Consider the following 20,912-nt stretch of genomic DNA (forward strand, 5'->3'; position numbering starts at 1 on the left):
CCCCGGCCCATACCCCCGGGGAGCCGCTTCACTTGAACAGCGTTTCTCTTCCCCCCGCCGCGCACTAGCATCCTGGCGAAGAACACCTGGAATGGGAACTTCGGCCGATTCTCGATGTGAGGACGCGATGACGGGACCGCTGGTAGACGCAGAATCCCTGGTCAGGAAAGACCGCTCCCGCTTGATCCACCCGCACCTGCCCGGCGACGTCACCGACCGCATCGTCATGGTGGCGGGTTCCGGTTGCCGCTTACGCGACGCGCACGGCCGCGAATACCTGGACGCCACCGGCGGTCTCATGCTCGCGCACGTCGGCCACGGACGGCGCGAGATGATCGAGGCCGCGGCCGGGCAGATGGGGAAACTGGAATACTTCAGCAGCTTCCACGAGTTCACCAACGAACCCTCGATCAGACTGGCCGACCGCCTCATCGGCCTGGCGCCCTCCCCGATGGAGCGCGTGTACTTCACCAGTGGCGGCGCGGAATCCGTCGACGCCGCACTGCGCATGGCCCGGCTCTACCACCACCGGCGCGGCGAGACCGAGCGCACCTGGGTCCTCGCCCGGAACTTCGGGTACCACGGAATCACCTACGGCGGCGGCGCGGCGACCGGAATGCCGATGTTCCACCAGGGTTTCGGCCCCATGATGCCCGACGTCCGGCACCTGACGCCCCCGATGCCCTTCCACCCGGAGATGTACGGCGGTGAGGACCCCACGGAATTCTGTCTGCGCGAACTGCGCGAGACCATCGAGGAGATCGGCGCCCACCGCATCGCCGTCATGATCGGCGAGCCGATCCTCGGCGTCGCCGGTGTCATCGAACCGCCGGCCGACTACTGGCCGCGAGTGCGTGAACTCCTCGCCGAGCACGGGATCCTCCTCATCCTCGACGAGGTCATCACCGCGTTCGGCAGGACCGGGCACTGGTTCGCCGCCGAACGGATGGGCGTCACACCCGACTTCATCGTCACGGCCAAGGGGCTGACCTCCGGCTACTTCCCGATGGGCGCCCTGCTCGTCGCCGACCACGTCGTCGACGTCGTCACCCGGGACGAGGGGTTCATCGGCGGCTACACCTACAGCGGCCACGCGACGGGGTGCGCGGTGGCCCTGGAGAACCTCGACATCATGGAGCGGGAGAACCTGCTCGGGGCCGCCGTGAAGGTCGGCGACCACCTCGGCGCCCAGCTGCGCCGCCTGGAGGAACTGCCCACCGTCGGCCAGGTGCGGCAGATCGGCCTCATGATCGGCATCGAACTGGCGGCGGACCCCGCCACCGGTGAGCCGCTCTCCGCCGAGTGGGTGCCGCCCTTGGTCCGGGAGCGCCACGGCGTCGTCATCCGCAACAACCCGAACACCGTCCTGCTGAGCCCGCCGCTGGTGATGGGGCTCGACGAAGCGGACCGGGTGGCGACCGCCGTCACCGACGCCCTCACCGAGCACGCCGACAGGTCCGCCCGCAGGCGCGCCGGCGGGAACGGCGCCGCCGGGGCCGCCGCGCCGACCCGCGAGCCGTCGGTGCTCGACGCGCCGTGGGAACGGCCACCGTCGATGCCGGACCTGCTGGCCGCCGCCATGGAGTGGCACTTCGACCCGAAGACCGGCTCCCGGTTCTGGCTGGAGCGGGCCAGGACACTCGACTTCGACCCGCGCAAGGACGTCCGGACCGAAGCCGACCTGGCGCTGTTCCCGAACGTCGTCGACGAGCTGCGCGACGTCCGCGCCGAGGACCTCGTGCCGCGCGGGTACGGGGAGGCGCCGATCCCGCTGGACGTCTTCGAGAGCGGCGGCACGACCGGCGCCCCCAAGCGCGTCGCCTGGCTGCCCGACCTGCACGACCGGCTGAACTCGTGGCACTGCGGCGTCCTGGACGACCGCGGCGTCCCCCGGGGCGTCAACTGGCTGACCATCGGCCCCAGCGGACCGCACATGTTCGGCCCCATGGGCCGCACGCTGGCGCACCGCCGCGGCGGCCACCCCTTCACCGTCGACCTCGACCCCCGCTGGGTGAAGAGGTGCGTCGCGGAGGGCCGCCAGGACGACACCAGGAGGTACCTGGAGCACGTGCTCGACCAGGTCAGGTGGATCCTGCGGAGCCAGGACATCGGTGTCGTCTTCACCACCCCGCCCCTGCTGGAGGCGCTGGCCGACGACGAGGAGATGGCCGACCTCGTCAACCGGAAGGTCCGCACCCTCATCTGGGGCGGCGCCTCCATGGACGTCGACACCCGCACCCTCTTCCGCACCGAGGTGTTCCCCGAGGCGCAGCTGCTCGGCTTCTACGGCAGCACCATGGTCGGCTGCGGCATGTACGAGCGGGCGGGCCTCGCCGAGGACGAACCGTCGACGTTCGACCCGCCGTACCCGTTCGTCAGCATGAGCGTCGTCGACCCGGAGACCGGGAAGCGCGTGCCGTACGGCGAACGCGGGCGGGTCGTCATGAACCACGTCAGCCGCAGCATGCTCATACCGAACAACCTCGAACGGGACACCGCCATCCGCAGGCCCCCCGCCGCCGGGTTCGGCGGGGACGCGGTCGCCGACATCAAGCCCGTCCCGACGTTCGACGGCACCACCGTCATCGAGGGGGTGTACTGACGATGCCCGCTTCCCCGGGAGTCGTCCACCTCGACGCCCTCGGCCCCGGCGGCCCCTACCGGGCGCAGGCGCGGGAGGTCGTCACCGACGTCACCGGCCGGCCGGTCGCCGAGCTGAGCATGGTCCCGCGCCTGTACGTGCGGCGCGCCCTGACCGCGCTGAAGCGGGCGCGGACGCTCTCCGCGGACGAGCGGACGGCGGCACTCGCCGAGGCGGGCCGGCTGTTCGCCACGGCCACCCTCGGCGGCCTGTCCGTCGAGGCCTACGAGCACGCCGTGGCCCGCGTGAGCGGTCTGCCCGTCACCATGGTGCGGGAGGCCACCGCCACCACCGCCGCGGGCATGGCCGGCGCGTACGGCTCCGCGGGCCAGGCCAGGCCCCGCGGCAGCCGGGACACCTCGCACGGCGCCGGCCGGGCGGTGTGGATCCGCCGCGCCGACGTGCTCGCCGTCGTCACCGCCGGCAACCACCCCGGCATCCACGTGCAGTGGGTGGAGGCGCTGGCGCTGGGCTACCGCCTCGCCGTGCGGCCCTCCCGCCGCGAGCCGCTGACCGCGCACCGCCTGGTCACCGCCCTGCACGAGGCCGGGTTCGGCACCGACCACGTCGTCCTCCTGCCCACCGACCACGGCGTCGCCGACGACCTGGTGGACGGCGCCGACCTCGCCATGGTCTACGGCGGCGAGGACGTCATCGCCAAGTACCGCGCCGACGCGACCGTGCTGCCGCACGGGCCGGGACGCGCCAAGATCCTCGTCACCGCCGACACCGACGCCACCGGGCACCTCGACACGATCGTCGACTCGATCAGCCGGCAGGCCGGCGCCGCCTGTGTGAACGCCACGGCCGTCTTCGTCGAGGGGGACCCGGCGCCGGTCGCCGAGGCCATCGCCGGCCGTCTCGCCGCCCTCCCCTCGCTGCCGCCGCAGGACGACCGGGCCGTGCTGCCGGTCCGGCAGGTCGACGCGGCCCGCACCCTGGACAAGTACCTGCGCTCCGAGGCCGCCGGCGCCAGGGCGTGGCTCGGCGGCGAGACCGTCGTCGACGAGCTCGGGGACGGCTCCGCGGCGCTGCGCCCGGCGGTGTTCCAGCTGGACCGCGCCGACGCGCCCCAGACCCGCCTGGAGATGCCCTTCCCCTGCGTGTGGGTCGCGCCCTGGACCCGCGCCGACGGCCTGGCCCCGCTGCGCGACACGGTGGTGCTCACCGCCCTGACGTCCGACGGGGAACTGGTGGAGGAGCTGCTCGACGAGCCCGCCATCCGCAGTCTCCACGTCGGCGACCACCCGACGCACGTACTGGTCCCCGGACTGCCGCACGACGGCTACCTCGGCGAGTTCCTCATGCGCGGCAAGACCTTCACACCGCCGTCCGCGCCGGCGGCCGCGGCGACCGCTCCCGCCACTGCGACCGCGGGGCCGGGACGGTAGCGCCGCCACGCTCCGAGCCCGGCCGCACCACGGTCGGCGCCGGGGCGGAGCCGTGTGCTCCGCCCCGGCGCCGGCCTCCTCCGCTCCCGCTCCGGAGCGCGAGACGCAGGTCACACCCGTCCGTGTCACACGCGGTCGGGCTGTCCCGTCTCGGGTGTGCAAGCCACTTCGCCACCGCAGGGAGCACACCATGGACGCGCGACTGGACTTCTTCGCCCACCAGAGCTCGGGGAAGGTCCTGAAGAACTTCATCACGGCGGGCCGGGCCCTCAGGGAATCGCCGCTGCCGGCCGCGACGCAGGAGCTCGTGGCGCTGCGCGTGAGCCAGATCAACGGCTGCGCGGTCTGCCTCGACATGCACACCAAGGACGCCGTCGCCGCCGGCGAGACGGCGGTGCGGCTGAACCTGGTGGCGGCGTGGCGGGAGGCCACCGTCTTCACCGAGGCCGAGCGGGCCGCGCTGGAGCTGGCGGAGGAGGGCACCCGCATCGCCGACGGGGCCGGCGGGGTCGCCGACGCCGTGTGGGAGCGCGCCGCCCGGCACCACGACGAGGAGCAGCTCGTCGCCCTGGTGCTGCTGATCTCCTTCATGAACACGGCGAACCGGATGAACGTCATCACCCGGCAGCCGGCCACCGGCTCCTACACGCCCGGCCTGGCCCACTGACCGGGCGCGCTGGCGGCCGTGCCATGGGCGGGGCCGCCGGCGGGCCGACGATCGGAGAGGAAGCCGCCCGCGCCGCCGCGTACGGTCGGGTGGGAGCGAGTCCGGGGAGGACTTCGGTGCAGGTGGACCAGGCGAACCACGCGAGCAAGGTCGAGGAGTTCGAGGGGCTGCGCCCGCTGCTGTTCTCGATCGCCTACCGCATCCTGGGCAGTGTGGGCGAGGCCGAGGACGCGGTGCAGGAGACGTGGCTGCGGTACGACGGTTCGTCGACCAGGCCCGCGTCGACGAAGTCCTTCCTGTCGGCGACGGTGACGCGCGTCTCGATCGACGTACTGCGTTCCGCGCGGGTGCGGCGGGAGCAGTACGTGGGCCCCTGGTTCCCCGAGCCGCTGCTGAGCGATCCGTACCAGGACCCGGCGCGGTCGGCGGAGCTCGCCGACTCCGTCTCCATGGCGGCGCTCCTGCTGCTGGAACGGCTCAGCCCCCTTGAGCGGGCGGTGTTCGTGCTCCGGGAGGTCTTCGGCTTCGGCTACGAGGAGGTCGCCTCGGCGGTCGGGCGGTCGGAGGCGGCCTGCCGGCAGCTGGTCGTACGGGCGCGGCGGCACATGCGGGACGGGCGGCCCCGCTTCACGGCGGACCGTCGGGAGAGGCAGGAGCTGGCGACGCGGTTCCTGGTCGCGCTGAAGGACGGGGACGTCGAGGCGCTGCAGGACCTGCTCGCCGCGGACGTGCACCTCGTGGGGGACGGCGGCGGCAAGGCCCCGCAACTGCCGAGGGCCCTCGTCGGCGCCGGGAACGTGGCCCGGCTGCTCGCCTCGGTCTTTCCCGCGATGGCCCGTGTCGGGGTGACGTTCGAGCCGCGGGAGGTCAACGGCCAGCCGGGAGCCGTCTCCCGCGACCGGGAGGGCAGGGTGCTCAACACGTTGGTGCTGGACGTGGTCGAGGGGCGGATCCGGACCATCCGCTCCGTCATCAACCCCGACAAGCTGCGGCACCTGGGCCCGGTGGCCGACGTGTGGGCCCTCTCCCACGAGGTGAAGCAGGCCCGCCGACTCACGCGGTGACCCCCGCGGGGCGGCCCCGCGGGCGCCGCCGGCCGCCCGGCGCCGGAGACGTCGTTGCCGTACCGGCACCGTCGCTTCCCGCCGGGAGAAGTCGTGCCGCAGGCTTCCCGTAACGGGCGTCGTACGGGGCGGGGCGCCCGGACGAGCAGACGACCGCCCGGCACCGGAGGCACCCGATGAACGCCACGCCCGCACCGGAACGGCCCGCCGACTTCTGGGAGGCCCGCTACCGCGACACCGCCCGCCTCTTCAGCGGCCGCCCGAACGACCTGCTCGTCAGGGAGGCGGCGGGCCTGCCGCCCGGCACCGCCCTGGACCTGGGGTGCGGGGAGGGCGGCGACGCGATCTGGCTCGCAGCGACCGGCTGGCGGGTCACCGGCGTGGACGTCTCGGCCACCGCGCTGGAGCGCGCCGCCCGGCACGCCGTCGAGGCCGGGGTGGCCGAGCGCACCTGCTGGGAGCGCCACGAACTGGGCCGGTCGTTCCCGGACGGCTCCTTCGACCTGGTCAGCGCCCAGTACCTCCAGTCGCCGGTGGAACTCGACCGGCGGGGCGTCCTGCGCCGCGCCGCCCGCTCCGTCGCGGACGGGGGGACCCTGCTGATCGTCATGCACGCGGGCTGGCCCTCCTGGATGGAGAGGCCGCCCTTCGACACGGAGTTCCCCACCCTGGACGGCCTCCTCGCCGAACTCGCCCTGCCGGAGGGGGAGTGGAGCGTCGTGACCCGGGAGACCGTGCGCAGGCCGAGCGCGTCCCCGGAGGGGCTCGACGGCCACCGTGACGACCACGTGTGGCGCCTGCGGCGGGAGTGACCCCACGGGGGCCCTGCGGTGTCAGCGCCAGCCGGGTCGACGGTGGGCGCGGGGGGTTCGGTGTCGGTGCGGTCCCGGCGCTCCGCCTGGTCCGCCGCGAACTCGTCGAGCAGGGCCCGCAGCTGACTTGTCGGCAGTGACTCATCGGCAGCGCCGATCAGGAGCCGTCCCGGGTGCGGCTGTCGGCGATGACGTCGTCGGACTCGCCCTCGCAGCGGGCCCTGGCCCGGCCGGAACGCTCGCCGAGCAGCGCGGGCGGAACCGGGCGGTCGGACCGGAGTCCGGTGGGCCCGGCGGGAGCGGCTTCGCCGCTGGGCGGGGGTGGTGCTCGCGCCGGGCGCTCGGGGCGCGTGGGAGGTCCCGGGTGCGCTCCCGGACGCCCTGTGCACCTCCCCCCAGCGCCCGGAAGGATCCAGGCATTGCCGGAGTTCTCCGGCATACCGCAGGAGTCGACCGGCCCCGCGAGGCCGGTCGGAGACAGCGAGAGGACGGGCTTCGTGAGCAACCCGCAGGACGACGCGGTCAGCACCTTCACGGCAGCGCAGTTGAGCCGGATCGCCCGGCACGGCATCCACACCTCGCCCACATCGATCGACCCGGCCGCCGTCCACCTGGCCGAGGCGCTGATCGCCGCCCTGGACGGCACGGCCGAGCAGCCGACGCTGCCCCCGGACCTCCGGGAGCTGACGGAGCGGGTGCGGCAGGCGGCGGACCTCGGCTTCCCCCGGATCACCGCCCGGGACGGGGTGCGGCTGTCGGCGTTCAGCATCAGGCTCCGTACCGACGAACCGCGTCCCGTGGTGATCGTCCCCTCGGGCTGGACGCCGTTCGGCTGGGGCCTGTTCGCGTACACGTACCTCCAGCTGGCGCTGCGCGGGTACCACGTGCTGGCCTACACCCCCCGTGGGCTCGGCACCACCACGTTCGTGCCGGGCAAGGGCTACGTCGACGGGCCGTTCACCTCCGGGGGCACCATCGACGTGGCCGGGCCGGCGGACTGGGCCGACGGCTCGACCGTCATCGACTACGCCCGGCAGCACCTCTCCCCGAGCCGGATCGCCTTCCTGGGGGAGTCGTACGGTTCGGGGATCAGCCAGCTGGTCGCGGCGAAGGACCCGGACGGGCGGGTGGACGCGGTCGTGGCCCTCAGCACCTGGGGCGACCTGGCCACGAGCCTCCTCCAGGGCGGCACCCGGCACCTGGCGGCCGTCACGCTGCTGGTCGACTTCACCGGCGGCCCGGTGGAGCGGAAGTTCGACGCGCCCACCCGGCAGCTCCTGGCCGACTTCCGGGCCGGCGAGAACCTGGGCGCCGTCGAGTCGTGGTTGAAGGAGAGGAGCCCGGCCTCGTACCGCGACACGACCAACGCCCGCGAGGTTCCGACGTTCTTCTCCAACACCTGGCACGAGACGCTCTTCCCGGCCAACCAGGTCATCGAGCACTTCGACGCCCTGACGGTGCCCAAGCACCTGAACCTGTGGATCGGCGACCACGCCGCCCCCGAGGGCGCCGGCCTCACCATCCCGTTCAGCGGGCCGAACACACCGGTCGAGGAGGCGTTCGCCTGGCTGGACCACCACGTGCGCGACGTCGGCAACGACGTGCCGGGCTGGTCCCCGGTGAGCAGCCAGATCATGTTCACCTACGAGACGCGGACCGACCCCCGGTCGAGGAAGGCCGAGATCGTGGCACCGGCCGCCCGGGAGCCCAAGCCGTCCTGGGAAGCCGTCACCACCGCCACCGAACGGTGGTACCTCACGGCCGCCGCGTCGGACGACGGCCGTGACGGTGGTCTGGCCACCGAGGCGGAGACGGGCTGGCGGCGGGAGTTCACCGCCGGGCAGCCGACCGAGGCCGTCGCCGTGGACGCCCCGATGACGACCGGCCAGGCCGAGTGGAACGGCACCCCGAAGACGTACGTCACGGAGAAGTTCGACCGCCAGTACCTCGCCGTCTGGACCAGCGCCCCTCTCACGGCGGACGGCGAAGGGGCGGCCCGCCGCATCCGCGGCATCCCCGAACTCACCCTCGGCGTCCGCAGCACGGCCCCCGCCACGACCCTGGTGGCCTACCTGTTCGACGTCGGCCCCGACGACACCGGCCGCATCGTCACCCACGAACCGCTCACCCTCACCGACCTCGACCCCGACCAGGACCGCGACGCCACCTGGCGACTGCAGGCCGCCGGCTACGACGTGGCCGGGGGCCACCGGCTGATGCTGGTCGTCACCAGCAAGGACCCGCTCTACTCGGACGCGAGCGTCGACGGCAGCACCACGACGATCACCTCCCCCGACGGCAGCGCCGCGGTCCTCACCCTGCCTCTGGGCTGACCGGGCGATCCGGGGCGGGCCGCCCACCGCCCCGGGAAGCCGGCCGAAGGGCGGCGAGACGAAGGACGTGGGCGCCGTACGGCACCCGCGCCGCCGGACGGATCTCCACCGCGGTCGGCGCGTCCGCCGGACGGGCCCGTGTGAACCGCGCGTCCGGGGGCAGGCGCGAGGAATGGCCGATCTGTCGCACGTCCTCAAAGCAGCGATGCGCCGCCGGCACCTCAGCGTGCAGGGGCTCGCCGACCGCACCGGCATCCGGACCCCGCGCGTCCGGGTCTTCGTCCAGGACGGTGCCGGCGGGCCCGTCCCTCCCACCGAGCAGGAGCTGCGCGAACTCGCCGAAGCCCTCGACCTGCCCCTCACGGAGCTCCTCCCCGGCGCACTCGCCGGCGCCGGCTGAACCCCGTCCTGGGACCACCCAGCCGAACCTGGGCCGGACCTGGGCCGGCCCCCGTGCGCCGACGTATCGCGCGCCGGAGCGCGCCGTCCGCGACGCGCGCCGGCGCGGCCGCGTCGACCGGCTGGTCGAGGTGGCCCTCGATGTGTGCCCGATGACGTCGGGTGACGCGGCGGGCGGTCCGGCGGCGCCCCGTCATCCCGTCGCTCGCGCCGCCGCCTCCCGGGTGATGTCGGCGTAGAGGCGGAACAGCGTGGGCCGGGGCCCGCCCCGGTCACGCGCGTGCAGGGCCGCCCAGCACCGCGCGACGACCTGGCGGGCCCGGGTGCCGGGCCACGGCTGGGGGAGGAGCTGGGGCGGGAGCAGCGGGTCGGGCCGCATGGCGCGGGTCAGCTCGGCGGCCAGCTCCACCGCGAGGGTGAGGAGCGTGGACGGCGAGAGCTCGGCGGGGCCGGTGAGCCGGTCGAGGCGGGGCCGGGCGACGTGTTCGAGGCGGTGGTAGCGCTCGGCGACCTCCCCCAGGGGCCACAGGTGACGCGCGAGGTCGGCTGGCTCCCTGGTGTCGCCTCTGCGCAGGTCCGTCGTGGTGAGGAGGGTGAGCGCGTCGTGGGCGCCCAGCCGGTGGGCGGCCTCCTCGACGTACGGCTCCCAGGCGTTGGCGCAGACGTACAGGCCGCCTTGGAGCGGGGCTCCGCCCAGGTGGACGAGCGCCTCCCGCAGGGCGTCCCGCGCGGTGCGGGCCGACTCCGGCACCGCGAAGGCGGCCAGGTGCCACACGCCGTCCCAGGGGGCGAGCCCGGCGTCCTGCCGGAAGGCGTGCCGCACGAAGTCCGCGTCGGGGGCGAGGGCGCGCGTGGTCTCCTCCGTCGCGTGCAGCGTCGCCCGGCGCCCCCGGCCCTCGTGGGTGAACCGCCCTTCGGCGACGAGGCGCTTGACGCACAGCCGCACCTGCTGGTCGCTCATGCGGAGGGCGGTGGCGACCGTGTACAGCTCGTCCGCGTCGACGGTGCCGTCCTCGCGGACCAGCGCGTGGACGAGCATGCGGGTGGGGACCTCGACGTGGTCGGTTCCGGCGTTCACAGCGCGCCCTCCTCCGGTGTCGGGACCGCGCGTCGCATGGTGGTCACCGCGCCGAACCCGAGCAGCCCGCGCAGGTAGGGCGTCCGCTCGGTCCGCACGGCTCGGAAGCCGCGCCGCTCGTACAGGGCCCGGGCGCGCGGGTTGGTGTCGATCACGTCCAGCCTGACCTCCTGGCACCCCGACTCGGCCGCGACGGCGGCCACCTCCTCCAGGAGCAGCCCCCCGATGCCGCGGCCGCGCGCGGCCGCGTCGACGGCGATGCCGTCCATGACGAGCTGCCCCGGCGCGGGGCGGCGCTCGAACAGGGCGAGCAAGGCGAGCCGGTGCAGCCCCCGCAGACGTCCGTACGCGCGCAGCACGTCGGACGCCGAACCCCCGGTGAGGGGCCGGCCGTCCAGCTGGTAGCCGGCGAGGCCGACGAGCCGTCCGTCGAGGAGCGCGGAGACCGCGCGGTCGGCGTTCAGGTGCGCGGCGATGAAGCCCACCGCCTTCCCGGGCGGGCCGAGGGCGGGGCCGAGCTTGCGTCCGAACGCCTCCCAGTACAGGTCGGCCGCCCGCCGCTCCGCGCCCGCCGGCACGCCCCGCAGGACGGTCACCGACCCGGGGCCGCCGCCCGGCCCCACCGCGTTCCCACTCATGCCTCGGTCCCTCCGCTCGACGACAGCTGAAACTATCAGCATCGGTACGATCGTAAGTGAGATGATAGTTTCCCGTCGAGCCGCCCCCGACGGCGGGCGGTGCCACGCCGACCGATCACTCACCGAGCAACCCCCCCGACGATCCCGAACACCCGACAGCGAAGGCGGTCATGCCCTCATGAGCCCCGAAACCCGGCCCTCACGGCGCGCACTCCGCGCCACGCTCTGGACACTCGTCGCCGTCCTGGTCGTGACCGCCGGATCGGCCGGAGTGGTGCTGTGGCAGCACTCCTACGCCATGGACCTGCAACGGGTCTCGATCCGCCACGGCGGCCACACCCTCAACGGCGTACTGGCCACCCCCCTGGACGGCCGCACCCGCCACGGCCTCGTCGTGTACCTCCACGGCGACGGCCCCGTCGACGCCACCCACGACGGCGGGTACGAACCGCTGTGGGAGGCGAACGCCGAAGCCGGGTACGCCACCCTCTCCTGGGACAAGCCCGGCGTCGCCGGCGCACCCGGCAACTGGCTCCACCAGTCCATGGACGACCGCGCCGACGAAGCCGCCGCCGCCATCGCCTGGGCCCGCCGGCGCCCGGACGTCGACGGTGACCGGATCGGCCTGTGGGGCGCGAGCCAGGCGGGGTGGGTCCTGCCGAAGGTGGCCGCCAGGACACCGGTGAGCTTCGTCATCGCCGTCTCACCGGCCGTCAACTGGCTGCGCCAGGGCCGCCACCACCTCCTCGCCGAACTGCGCGCCGACGGCGCGCCCCCGGCCCGCGTCGAGGCCGAGATCGCCAGGAGCGACGCCATCCGCCGCCTGTTGGAACGCCGCGCGACCTTCGAGGAGTACGTCGCGGCCGTACGCGGCGACACCCGCGGCATGACCGCCGACCGCTGGCGCTTCGTCTCGCTGAACCACACCGCGGACGCCACCCGGGACCTCCGCGCACTGCGCGGCGTACCGGTGCTGCTCACCCTGGCGGGCCACGACCTCAACGTCGACACCGCCGACACCGAACGCGTCTACCGCGAGGTACTGGGCCCTGGCGGCGCGCTGACCGTCGAGCACTACCCGGACGCCACCCACGCCATGGTCAGGTACTCCGTCGAACGGTCGGAGCTCCGCACGGTGCTCACCGCGCTCTTCCGTCCCCGCGCGCTCTTCGCCGACCGGTTCCTGGAGGACCAGCGGCGGTTCCTGCGCCGCGGCGGCACCACTCCCTAGCCGGGTCGGCGGGCGTGGACGTACAGGTGCGGTTCGGGTTCGGCGCCGGGGCCGTGGGGACGGTAGAGCGCGGTGTGGTGGTGGACGACCTCCAGCCCGGCCTCCCGCAGCACGCGCAGGTGGTCATCGACGTCCAGACTGCTGACGGTGACCCGGTGGCCCATCCAGACGATCTCCAGCCCCCTGATGTCCCCCGGCACCGTCGCCATGGCGAACGCCCCGCCGGGGGCCACCCACGACGCCATCCGGGCCAGCGACCGCTCCACCTCCGGCTGGTCCATCACCAGCAGCGGGAAGAACGCGCACACCGCGTCGTACCCGCCCTCCGCGACCCGGTGGGTCCGTACGTCGGCCTGGTGGAAGGTAGCGGCCGGCACCCGCTCCCGGGCCAGCCGCACCATCTCGGCCGACACGTCGATCCCGGTCACCGCGAATCCCGCCCGGGCCAGCCGCTCGGCGGCCGGCCGCCCGGTGCCGCTGCCCACGTCCAGGACCCGCGCGCCCGGCGGCAGGCAGCCGGTGAGCCACTCCAACGCCGCGAGCTGCCCGGGCACGTCGGCGAAGACCTCCTCGTACCGCGCGCCCACCGCGTCGAAGACGTCGGCGGCGGACGCACCCGCGGACCGTGGTTCCCGACTCACTCGTCCTCCTCCGTGCCGTGCCGTCCCATCCCGTGCCGTGCGGGCAGGCGGGCCACGACGGTACCCCCGGCGGCCCGCGCCCGGCCACGCCTCCGGCGCGACCACCCGCCCCGGCGCGACGACCCGCCCCGGCGGGGCCGCGCCGCCTCGCGGCCGCCGCGCCGCTCTGGCAGTGTCGCGGGAATGGCAGGTGAGGCGCGGCAGCCCGAGCGCACAGCCGACGGGCGGTACATCGTCGTGGACGGGAGGCGCTGGCGGGCGACCGACCCGGACATCCCCGACGACGTGGCCGCCCGCCTGCGCTCCCACCTGATGGCGGCCCGCCGCGCCGTCGGAACCGCCCGGCGCGCCCGGGACCCCGAGGCGGAACGCGCCGCGCGCACCCGGGTGCACACGGCGAAGGTCGCCCTCGGCGAGCGCGGCACGCCCTGGTGGGAGCAGGACGACATGGAGCGCCGCACCCGCTGGGGCGAGGGGCTGGCGGCACTCGACCGAGGGACGCCCGAAGCCTGACCGCGTGGCACGGCGACCGCACCGCCGGCGGGCCGGGGGCCGCGCCGCCGGCCGGCGAGCCGCGTTCCGCGACGGCGCGCCCCCCGGCCGTACCCTGGCCCGGTGCACAGTGTGGAGCTGCTGCCCGACGAGGCGACCGAGCGGGCCGTCCGGGACGTGTGGGACCGCCTGCTGCGGGCAGGGCTGCCCAGCCAGGCCGCCCACCGGCACCCGACCAACCGCCCGCACCTCACCCTCGCCGCGGCGGACGACCTCACGCCCGAGGCCCGCGCCCGCCTGGACGAGCTGCTCACCGCCCTCCCGGTCCCGCTCGTGCTCCAGGGCAGCGTCCGGTTCACCGGGCGGACTCGCGTACTGGCCTGGGCCGTCCGCCGGGACGCCGTCCTGCTGCGGCTGCACGAAGCGGTGTGGCGCGTGCTGCGCGACACCCCGACGTGCGGGCGGCTCCACCCGCTCCACGACCCCGCGCGGTGGAACCCCCACGTCACCCTCGGCCGGGGCCGCGACGCCACCTGGCCCCTCCCCGACCCGGCGCTCTTCGGCGGGGCGCCCGGCGCTGCACCGGGCTCCCTCGCGGGCCGGTGGGTCGGCGCCCGTACCCACGACTCGGCGACCCGCACGACGGCGCCCCTGGGCCCCCGCGCCTGAGGACGGGCGCGCGCGTACGGCGCGCACACGTACGGGGTGTCCGCAGTCCGGGTGCCCGCGCCCTGCCGGCGGCGGCTTGATCGGGTGCCGTCAGCGCGGCTCCGCGCGGACGGCGGCGCGGATGACGGGGACGGCTGAGGGGCGAGGCGATACAGTGCCGCCCCCTCGCCGTAGGCCGTGCCGGAGGCGGCGCGAACCGTTCCTGCGGTGAACCTCATCCGCCAGACGAGTGAGCGGAAGGCCGTTGGGTTTCGGCCGAATGTCAATAGGCCGGTACAAGTCAGGTTGATGGCTTGATCCCGCGCACGGACGTCGGTGCGGCGCCCGGTGTGGCGACCGGCACGGCGCTGGTGCGCGGGAGCCATGTCCCCCGTCTTGTTTTGGTGAAGGGTTTCTCATCGTGAGCCGCAGTCTGATCGTCGTGGATGTACAGAACGACCTCTGTGAAGGGGGCCGCGTGCCCGTCACCGGAGGCGCCCGGCTGGCGACGGCGATCGCCGATCTGGTCGAGCGGACCGCGGGCGGTGACTACGGGTACGTCGTCGCCACGCGCGACCACCACGTCGACCCCGGCGACCACTTCTCCGACGACCCCGACTTCCAGGACAGCTTCCCGGTCCACTGCCTGGCCGGGGACCCGGGCAGCGAGTTCCACCCCGGCTTCGCCCCGGTCGTCGCCGCGGGCAAGGTCGACGCCGTCTTCCTCAAGGGCGCGCACAGCGCTTCCAAGAGCGGCTTCGAAGGGGCCGACGCGGACGGCACGCCGCTCGGGGACTGGCTGCGCGCCCGCGGGGTGCGGGACGTCGACGTGGTGGGCATCGGCACCGAACACTGCGTCCGCGCGACCGCGTTGGACGCCGTAGCGGCGGGGTTCCGCACGCGCGTGCTCCTGGAGTACTCGGTGGGGGTCACCCCGCAGACCACGGCCGCCGCGCTGGACGACTTCCGCGCGGCGGGCGTGACGGTGTCCGGCCCGGTCCCCGTGGGGTGACGCCCGAGGCCGGCGCACGGCGCGCCGGAGCCGACCGCGCTCGGCGCGGGAGCGCACCGCGCGCCTCCCGCGGCTGAGCGCCGGGACCCCGTCCGGTACGTCGAGCCGGACGGGGTCCTCCCGCGTGGCGTGCCGTCACGCGCCGGGGCCCGGGTCGGGGTGGACCGGTTCCGTGATGCCCGCCCTGGCGGCTTCGAGCTGGGCGGCGAAGGCGACGCCCAGGAAGAGGGCGACGCCGGTCACGTTGGCCCACAGCAGCAGCGCCACGAACGCGGTGAGCGGGCCGTACACCGCGCCGAACGAGCCGCTTTCGCCGACGTACAAGGCGAGCAGCCAGGTGGCGACGACCCACAGGAGCAGGTGGACGCCCGAACCGAACACCAGCCACGTGTATCCGGGCTGGTCGCGGCGGGGCGCCCAGCGGAAGACCACGGCCGACGCCAGCGCCGCGAGCAGCACGCCGAGCGGGACGTGCAGCGGCTGCCACCAGCCGAGCAGCGACGGCGGCCAGTGCAGCGCCCGCACCACCGACTCGCCGATGTCCCCGCCGGCGACGATCGCCAGGAAGCCGCCGCCCAGGGGGAGCCCCGCGCACACGGCGAGCACCACGCCCCGGGCGTACTTGGCGAGGAAGGGCCGGTCGCGTTCGATGCCGTAGATCCGGTTGCACCCGCGTTCGATCTGGGCCATGGCGGAGGCGAGGTTGAGGACGGCGAAACCGAGGCCCAGCCACATGGCCACGGCCCCCGCGACGTCCGCGCCGGCGCTGCGCCTAGTGTCCGACAGCGCCTGGCGCACCAGGTCCGCGCTGGTACCCGGGACGATCCGTGCCAGCGTCAGCTCGACGACCCGGCCGACGCCCTCGGTGTGCATGGTCGTCGCCACCCCGACGAGGGCGATGGTGAACGGCACGATGCCGAGGACCACCTGGTAGGCGAGGGAGCGGGCGGAGCTGAAGCCGTCGGCGTACCGGAAGCGGGCGAACGAGTCGAGGAGCAGTTCGCGCCCTCCGTACCGCCGCAGCGCGGTGAACGCCTCGTCCCCGGAGAGCTCCTCCCCGACCATGTCCCGCGTCTGCGGCACATGCACGACCGTGCCCATGTCGTCCCTCCCGCCGGAATCCCGGCCGTGCCTCCGCCGCGTCCCGCGCGGTGGACGGGCCACCTCGCGGACGGAGGAGGGGCGGCCGAGACCGCCCCTCCGACGCGGTGTCTGCCGTCTGCCCCGACGGAGGGACCCGCATACCCGGGGCCGGGCGCCCGGCGCGGGCCGCCGCTGTCAGGCGCGGGTCCGGGCGGCGTCGAAGTCGGTCCGGGCGACGTACTCCGCGAAGTCGCGCGGCGCTCGGCCCAGCGCCTCGCGGACGCCGTCGGTGACCGTCGCGCCGCGCTCCTCGCGGATGTGCCGGTACAGGGCCAGCATCTCGTCGGCCACGTCGTCCGGGTGGCCGAGTGCGGTGAACTCCTCCCGGTAGGCGTCCTCGGAGACCGGGACGAAGCGCAGCGGCCGGCCCGTCGCACGGGCGATCTCCGCGACCGCCTCGCCGAAGCTCAGGGAGCGCGCACCCGACAGGACGTACGTACGTCCCGCGTGCCCGTCCTGCGTCAGCGCCGCCACCGCCACGTCCGCGAGGTCCTCCAGGTCCACGAACGCCTCCCGGCCCTCCCCGGTGGGCAGCCGCAACTCGCCGGGGCCGTCCAGCAGGGAGCCCAGGATGTCCAGTTCGGTGAAGTTCTGGGCGAACCAGGTGGGGCGCAGGATCGTCCACTCCAGGCCGGACGCCCGCACGGCCCGCTCGGTGGCGAGCCGGTCGCCGTCCGACTCGCCCCAGACGCGGGCGGACAGCAGCACCAGCCGCCGCACCCCGGCCCGGGCGGCGGTGGCGGCGAAGTCGCGGACCTCGGCGGCCGCGTCCGGGCCCTGCGAGTCCACCACGTAGACGGCGTCGACACCGGGGAGGGCCGGCTCCCAGGTCGAGCGGTCGGCCCAGTCGAACCGGACCGGGCCGCGGCGGGAGGCGACGGCGGGGGACAGGCCGCCGCGGCGGAGCGCGGCGGCCACGCGGGTGCCGGACTTGCCGGTGCCGCCGAGGACGAGGACGCGGGTGGCGGCGGGGACACGAGAGGTGCTGTCAGTGATCATGTGCCCCAGTACACGGCACCGGAAGGAGACGGACGATGGCTGATGATCTCGTCTTGATGTCCGGGCGTCTCCCCCCCTGCCCGGTCCCCGACGGGCCTCCCCGTAGGCTCGGCAGGCATGGATGACGCGCTGTCCGGACTGCTGCAGGACGTCCGTGCCCAGGGGGCACTCTTCGACCAGTCGGTCCTCAACCCGCCGTGGTCGCTGCGCTTCCTCGACGGGGCGCCGCTCTCCCTGCTGACGATGCTCAGCGGCGACGCCTGGCTGACCGCGGACGGGGCGGAGGCGCAGCCCCTGCGGCAGGGGGACGTGGCGATCGTGACGGGGCCCGGGCCCTACACCGTCGCGGACGCCCCGCAGACGCCGCCGATGGCCCTGTTGGGCGAGGGGTACCGGTGCACCACGCCCGACGGGGCCCTCATCCTGGGCGACACACTCCCCATGTGCGGGCCCGGCGCGGATGGATCCGGCGCCGTCCTCCTCAAGAGCACCTACCCGGTCCGCGGCCACGTCTCGGAACGGGTGCTCACCGCCCTGCCGCGCCTGGCCCTGGTCCCCGCCGGCGCGGACGGCCACCTCCCGCTCGCGATGATCGTGCACGAGCTCCGCGCGGACACCCCCGGTCGGCAGGTCATCCTCGACCGCCTGCTCGACCTGCTCCTCCTCTCGGCCCTGCGCGCCTGGTTCGACCGCTCCGACGCCCACGCCCCCGCCTGGTACCGCGCCCACCGCGACCCCGTGATCGGCGCGGCGCTGAGGCTGATCCACGGCGACCCGGCCCGCCCCTGGACCGTCGCCTCACTGGCTGCGGCGGCCGGCATGTCCCGGGCCCGGTTCGCGCGGCGCTTCCACGAGGTCGTCGGCCGGCCGCCGATGGCGTACCTGACCGAATGGCGGATCTCCCGCGCCGCCGACCTACTGGCCACCACCGACGCCACCGTCGACGCGATCTCCCGCCAGGTGGGGTATGCCAACGCGTACGCCCTCAGCACCGCCTTCAAACGCACCCTGGGCGTCCGCCCCACCGAGCACCGCGCCCGGGCCCACGCACCGGCCTGAAGTCCCGTCACCCCGACCCGTCACCCCGACCCGGCGGCCCGGGCGACGGCGCGCGGCCGGCCGTCCGCGGGCGAACACGCCTCGCAAAAGCGAAAAAAAGCGCATCAAGTGATGTTTTGCTTATGCTGACGGCTGTGTCCGACGTCCCGGAGGCCCGCTCGTGAGCCCTGACGCCCGCACCACCGTCGTCATGATCACCCACAACCGCCGTGACCAGCTGCTGCGCTCGCTCGACCGGCTCGCCGCGCTCCCCGAGGAGCCACCGGTGATCGTCGTCGACAACGCGTCGACCGACGGCACCCCGCAAGCCGTGGCCGCCCACCACCCCCGCACGGTCGTCCTCGCCCCGGGCCGCAACCTCGGCGCGCCGGGCCGCACCCTGGGCGTGCGGCGCGCCCGCACCCCGTACGTGGCCTTCAGCGACGACGACTCCTGGTGGGAGCCGGGCTCGCTCCGGCGCGCGGCCGACATCCTGGACCGCCACGAGCGGCTCGGCCTCATCGCGACACGGATCCACGTCGGCCCGGACGCGGAACCCGACCCCCTGAACGACGTGCTCGCCTCCTCGCCCCTCGACCCGGCCGGGGACCTCCCCGGCCCCCAGGTCCTGGGGTTCCTCGCCTGCGCCGCCGTGGCTCGGCGGCAAGCCTTCCTGGAAGCGGGCGGATACCACCCGCTGCTGTTCCTCGGCGGCGAGGAGACGCTCCTCGCCTACGACCTCGCGGCCCGCGGCTGGGGAGTGTGCCACTGCCCCGACGTCGTCGCCGTCCACAGCCCCACCGGCGGGGTACGCCCGGGGCGCCCCGCCGTCCAGCTCCGCAACGCCGCCCTGACGTCCTGGCTGCGGCGCCCCCTGCCCGTCGCGCTGCGGCACACCCGGGAACTCGTCCGGGCGGCCCGCCGCGACCCGGACGCCCGGGCCGCGCTGCGCCAGATGTTCCGGCGACTCCCGACTGCCCTGCGGGAACGCCGACCGCTGCCCCCGGCCGTGGAGGCCGCGGCCCGCCGCCTCGACGCCTGAGGAGCCCCCCGTGAGCCACGCCGGCACCGACCCCCGAAGCGACCCCCGCACCGACCCGGTCCCCGACCCCCGCACCACGGTGGTCGTCATCACCCACAACCGCCGTGACGAGCTGCTGCGCACCCTGGACGAACTGGCGCGGCTCCCCGAACGCCCGCCGGTGATCGTCACCGACAACGCCTCCACCGACGGCACCGCCGAGGCCGTGGCCCGCCTCCATCCGGAGGTGACCCTGCTGACGCCCGGACGGAACCTGGGGGCGGTGGGCCGCAACCTCGCCGTGGCGCAGGCCACCACGCCGTACGTCGCCTTCTGCGACGACGACTCGTGGTGGGAGCCCGGCTCGCTGGCCCGGGCCGCCGACCTGCTGGACCTGCACCCGCGGCTCGCCTCCGTCACCGGGCGCATCCTCGTCGAACCGGGCGGCCGGGAGGACCCGATCGTCGCCGAATTGCGCGACTCGCCCGTCGAGGGGCCCGCGTGGCTGCCCGGACCCGCGCTCGGCTCCTTCCTCGCGGCGGCGACCGTGCTGCGGACCGAAGCGTTCCGCCAGGCGGGCGGCTTCGACGAGCGCCTGTGGCTCGGCGGCGAGGAGGAACTGCTCGCGACGGACATGGCGTCACACGGGTGGTGGCTGGTGTACGCCCGTGACGTGACCGTCCACCACGCCCCCTCGCTCGCACGGGACTCCACGCTGCGGCGCGTCCACGGCCTGCGCAACACCCTCTGGTTCTGCTGGCTGCGCCGCCCGGCCGGTGCGGCGCTGCGCAGGACGCTCTTCCTCGCCCGGACCGTCCCGCGCGACCTCCCGTCGTTGCGCGCGTTCGGACTGGCCGTGGCGGGACTGCCGTGGGTGCTGCGCGAGCGGCGCGTCGTCCCGCCCGAGGTGGAGGCCCGGCTGGAGGCGCTGACGTCGGCCCAGCGGCACTCCACGGCCCGCCGCTACGTCGGCTGACACGCGCCGCCGACGACGGGCCCCGGGCCCCGGGCCCGCCGGCCACGGACGGGCGGGGGCGGCGCTCAGCCGTGGAGGAAGGCCGACAGCTCCCGTTCGAGGGCCGCCTTCGGCTTCGCGCCCACGATGGTCTGCACCACTTCGCCGCCCTGGTAGACGTGCAGGGTGGGGATGGACATGACGCCGTAGGCGGCCGCCGTGGTCGGGTTCTGGTCGATGTTGAGCTTCACGATCTCGATCTTGTCGCCGTGCTCCTGGGCGAGCGCTTCGAGGGACGGGGCGATCTGGCGGCAGGGGCCGCACCACTCCGCCCAGAAGTCCACCAGGACGGGCTTGTCGCTCTTGAGGACGTCCTCGTCGAACGAGGCGTCGGTCACCGTCTTGAGGGCCACAGGGGCCTCCTTCTCGTCGTCGTTCCGCACCGGCACGGGTCGTTCCGCACCGGTCGGCTCGGTCCTTCCCCGGCCGGGCGGCCAGTCAACACCCGACCGCGGAGCGTGTCCCGCCTAGACACGGAGGGACGAGCCGACGGGGCCGGCGCCCGGTGGGCGGAGGGCGGCTCCGGCCGGGGGGAGGCCCGCCCCCGGCAGGCGGCCGGCCCGGTCTTCCGGTGCGCCGCCCCGCCCCCTGCCGGGCACCGGCGACCGGCATAGGCTGAGAACAGCGCAGTCGCTCCTACGGCGGGAGG

Annotated in this window: 20 protein-coding genes; 14 read left to right on the forward strand and 6 right to left on the reverse strand. The window is 74.9% G+C overall.

Features of this window, described 5'->3' with window-relative positions:
• Positions 1 to 181 precede the first annotated feature (181 nt).
• The 7 genes from LPA54_RS42600 (at position 182) to LPA54_RS06120 (ending at position 9,308) form a co-directional block, all read left to right on the forward strand.
• Complete coding sequence (locus LPA54_RS42600; protein WP_306806461.1) at positions 182 to 2,602, forward strand: aminotransferase class III-fold pyridoxal phosphate-dependent enzyme; 2,421 nt, start codon at positions 182 to 184, stop codon at positions 2,600 to 2,602.
• Positions 2,603 to 2,604: 2 nt separating this feature from the next.
• On the forward strand, positions 2,605 to 4,032 hold the full coding sequence (locus tag LPA54_RS06095) for an aldehyde dehydrogenase family protein (RefSeq protein ID WP_228974542.1): 1,428 nt from the start codon (positions 2,605 to 2,607) through the stop codon (positions 4,030 to 4,032).
• A gap of 190 nt (positions 4,033 to 4,222) precedes the next feature.
• Positions 4,223 to 4,699 carry a carboxymuconolactone decarboxylase family protein gene (locus LPA54_RS06100; RefSeq protein ID WP_228974544.1) on the forward strand — a complete coding sequence of 159 codons (477 nt, stop codon included), beginning with the start codon at positions 4,223 to 4,225 and terminating at the stop codon, positions 4,697 to 4,699.
• 116 nt (positions 4,700 to 4,815) lie between these two features.
• Positions 4,816 to 5,763: an RNA polymerase sigma-70 factor gene (locus LPA54_RS06105; RefSeq protein ID WP_228974546.1), complete on the forward strand. Its 948-nt coding sequence runs from the start codon at positions 4,816 to 4,818 to the stop codon at positions 5,761 to 5,763.
• A 176-nt stretch (positions 5,764 to 5,939) separates the two neighbouring features.
• Entirely contained in the window at positions 5,940 to 6,575 is a 636-nt protein-coding gene (locus LPA54_RS06110) for a bifunctional 2-polyprenyl-6-hydroxyphenol methylase/3-demethylubiquinol 3-O-methyltransferase UbiG (protein WP_228974548.1), read from the forward strand.
• A gap of 497 nt (positions 6,576 to 7,072) precedes the next feature.
• A complete protein-coding gene (locus tag LPA54_RS06115) occupies positions 7,073 to 8,908 on the forward strand; it encodes an alpha/beta fold hydrolase (protein ID WP_228974550.1) in 1,836 nt (611 codons plus the stop codon).
• A 172-nt stretch (positions 8,909 to 9,080) separates the two neighbouring features.
• Complete coding sequence (locus tag LPA54_RS06120; protein ID WP_228974553.1) at positions 9,081 to 9,308, forward strand: helix-turn-helix domain-containing protein; 228 nt, start codon at positions 9,081 to 9,083, stop codon at positions 9,306 to 9,308.
• A 192-nt stretch (positions 9,309 to 9,500) separates the two neighbouring features.
• On the opposite strand, the gene LPA54_RS06125 is transcribed toward LPA54_RS06120, so the two are convergent.
• Both LPA54_RS06125 and LPA54_RS06130 read right to left on the reverse strand, forming a co-directional pair.
• Positions 9,501 to 10,346 (reverse strand): PaaX family transcriptional regulator C-terminal domain-containing protein, encoded by an 846-nt coding sequence (locus tag LPA54_RS06125; protein WP_228974805.1) that lies wholly within the window; start codon positions 10,344 to 10,346, stop codon positions 9,501 to 9,503.
• 35 nt (positions 10,347 to 10,381) lie between these two features.
• Positions 10,382 to 11,023 carry a GNAT family N-acetyltransferase gene (locus LPA54_RS06130; protein WP_228974555.1) on the reverse strand — a complete coding sequence of 214 codons (642 nt, stop codon included), beginning with the start codon at positions 11,021 to 11,023 and terminating at the stop codon, positions 10,382 to 10,384.
• 178 nt (positions 11,024 to 11,201) lie between these two features.
• Here LPA54_RS06130 and LPA54_RS06135 point away from each other — a divergent pair, with 178 nt between their 5' ends.
• Positions 11,202 to 12,254, forward strand: a complete 1,053-nt coding sequence (locus LPA54_RS06135; protein ID WP_228974558.1) for a S9 family peptidase — start codon at positions 11,202 to 11,204, stop codon at positions 12,252 to 12,254.
• On the opposite strand, the gene LPA54_RS06140 is transcribed toward LPA54_RS06135, so the two are convergent.
• The gene (locus tag LPA54_RS06140; protein WP_228974563.1) at positions 12,251 to 12,895 is read right to left on the reverse strand and encodes a bifunctional 2-polyprenyl-6-hydroxyphenol methylase/3-demethylubiquinol 3-O-methyltransferase UbiG; all 645 of its coding nucleotides are present in this window, start codon (positions 12,893 to 12,895) and stop codon (positions 12,251 to 12,253) included. The genes LPA54_RS06135 and LPA54_RS06140 overlap by 4 nt on opposite strands.
• Before the next feature lie 183 nt (positions 12,896 to 13,078).
• On the opposite strand from LPA54_RS06140, the gene LPA54_RS06145 reads away from it, so the two are divergent.
• The 3 genes from LPA54_RS06145 (at position 13,079) to LPA54_RS06155 (ending at position 15,047) form a co-directional block, all read left to right on the forward strand.
• Positions 13,079 to 13,408, forward strand: a complete 330-nt coding sequence (locus LPA54_RS06145) for a hypothetical protein (protein ID WP_228974566.1) — start codon at positions 13,079 to 13,081, stop codon at positions 13,406 to 13,408.
• A 102-nt stretch (positions 13,409 to 13,510) separates the two neighbouring features.
• Positions 13,511 to 14,056 carry a 2'-5' RNA ligase family protein gene (locus LPA54_RS06150; protein WP_228974568.1) on the forward strand — a complete coding sequence of 182 codons (546 nt, stop codon included), beginning with the start codon at positions 13,511 to 13,513 and terminating at the stop codon, positions 14,054 to 14,056.
• Between the two features lie 400 nt (positions 14,057 to 14,456).
• Positions 14,457 to 15,047, forward strand: coding sequence for an isochorismatase family protein (locus LPA54_RS06155; RefSeq protein ID WP_228974571.1), 591 nt, complete (start codon positions 14,457 to 14,459; stop codon positions 15,045 to 15,047).
• Between the two features lie 135 nt (positions 15,048 to 15,182).
• On the opposite strand, the gene LPA54_RS06160 is transcribed toward LPA54_RS06155, so the two are convergent.
• Positions 15,183 to 16,148 carry a YihY/virulence factor BrkB family protein gene (locus LPA54_RS06160; RefSeq protein WP_228974573.1) on the reverse strand — a complete coding sequence of 322 codons (966 nt, stop codon included), beginning with the start codon at positions 16,146 to 16,148 and terminating at the stop codon, positions 15,183 to 15,185.
• Positions 16,149 to 16,325: 177 nt separating this feature from the next.
• The gene (locus tag LPA54_RS06165) at positions 16,326 to 17,189 is read right to left on the reverse strand and encodes an NAD(P)H-binding protein (RefSeq protein WP_228974574.1); all 864 of its coding nucleotides are present in this window, start codon (positions 17,187 to 17,189) and stop codon (positions 16,326 to 16,328) included.
• Positions 17,190 to 17,306: 117 nt separating this feature from the next.
• On the opposite strand from LPA54_RS06165, the gene LPA54_RS06170 reads away from it, so the two are divergent.
• The 3 genes from LPA54_RS06170 to LPA54_RS06180 all read left to right on the forward strand — a co-directional run bounded on the left by LPA54_RS06170 (position 17,307) and on the right by LPA54_RS06180 (position 20,224).
• Entirely contained in the window at positions 17,307 to 18,248 is a 942-nt protein-coding gene (locus LPA54_RS06170) for an AraC family transcriptional regulator (protein ID WP_228974577.1), read from the forward strand.
• 160 nt (positions 18,249 to 18,408) lie between these two features.
• On the forward strand, positions 18,409 to 19,269 hold the full coding sequence (locus tag LPA54_RS06175; RefSeq protein ID WP_368857859.1) for a glycosyltransferase family 2 protein: 861 nt from the start codon (positions 18,409 to 18,411) through the stop codon (positions 19,267 to 19,269).
• Between the two features lie 10 nt (positions 19,270 to 19,279).
• Positions 19,280 to 20,224, forward strand: a complete 945-nt coding sequence (locus LPA54_RS06180; protein ID WP_228974578.1) for a glycosyltransferase family 2 protein — start codon at positions 19,280 to 19,282, stop codon at positions 20,222 to 20,224.
• A gap of 65 nt (positions 20,225 to 20,289) precedes the next feature.
• Here LPA54_RS06180 and trxA read toward each other — a convergent pair whose 3' ends face one another.
• On the reverse strand, positions 20,290 to 20,616 hold the full coding sequence (trxA, locus tag LPA54_RS06185) for a thioredoxin (protein WP_228974580.1): 327 nt from the start codon (positions 20,614 to 20,616) through the stop codon (positions 20,290 to 20,292).
• Positions 20,617 to 20,912: the final 296 nt, after the last annotated feature.

The sequence above is a fragment of the Streptomyces sp. DH12 genome (assembly GCF_020873895.1).
In the GTDB taxonomy this organism is placed as follows: Bacteria; Actinomycetota; Actinomycetes; order Streptomycetales; family Streptomycetaceae; genus Streptomyces.

Bases quoted from the DNA above. Each gene is read 5' to 3' on its own strand.
- LPA54_RS06095 (WP_228974542.1), top strand. From the start codon at position 2,605: ATGCCCGCTTCCCCGGGAGTCGTCCACCTCGACGCCCTCGGCCCCGGC.
- LPA54_RS06100 (WP_228974544.1), top strand. From the start codon at position 4,223: ATGGACGCGCGACTGGACTTCTTCGCCCACCAGAGCTCGGGGAAGGTC.
- LPA54_RS06110 (WP_228974548.1), top strand. From the start codon at position 5,940: ATGAACGCCACGCCCGCACCGGAACGGCCCGCCGACTTCTGGGAGGCC.
- LPA54_RS06120 (WP_228974553.1), top strand. From the start codon at position 9,081: ATGGCCGATCTGTCGCACGTCCTCAAAGCAGCGATGCGCCGCCGGCAC.
- LPA54_RS06125 (WP_228974805.1), bottom strand. From the start codon at position 10,346: ATGCTCGTCCACGCGCTGGTCCGCGAGGACGGCACCGTCGACGCGGAC.
- LPA54_RS06130 (WP_228974555.1), bottom strand. From the start codon at position 11,023: ATGAGTGGGAACGCGGTGGGGCCGGGCGGCGGCCCCGGGTCGGTGACC.
- LPA54_RS06135 (WP_228974558.1), top strand. From the start codon at position 11,202: ATGAGCCCCGAAACCCGGCCCTCACGGCGCGCACTCCGCGCCACGCTC.
- LPA54_RS06145 (WP_228974566.1), top strand. From the start codon at position 13,079: ATGGCAGGTGAGGCGCGGCAGCCCGAGCGCACAGCCGACGGGCGGTAC.
- LPA54_RS06160 (WP_228974573.1), bottom strand. From the start codon at position 16,148: ATGGGCACGGTCGTGCATGTGCCGCAGACGCGGGACATGGTCGGGGAG.
- LPA54_RS06165 (WP_228974574.1), bottom strand. From the start codon at position 17,189: ATGATCACTGACAGCACCTCTCGTGTCCCCGCCGCCACCCGCGTCCTC.
- LPA54_RS06170 (WP_228974577.1), top strand. From the start codon at position 17,307: ATGGATGACGCGCTGTCCGGACTGCTGCAGGACGTCCGTGCCCAGGGG.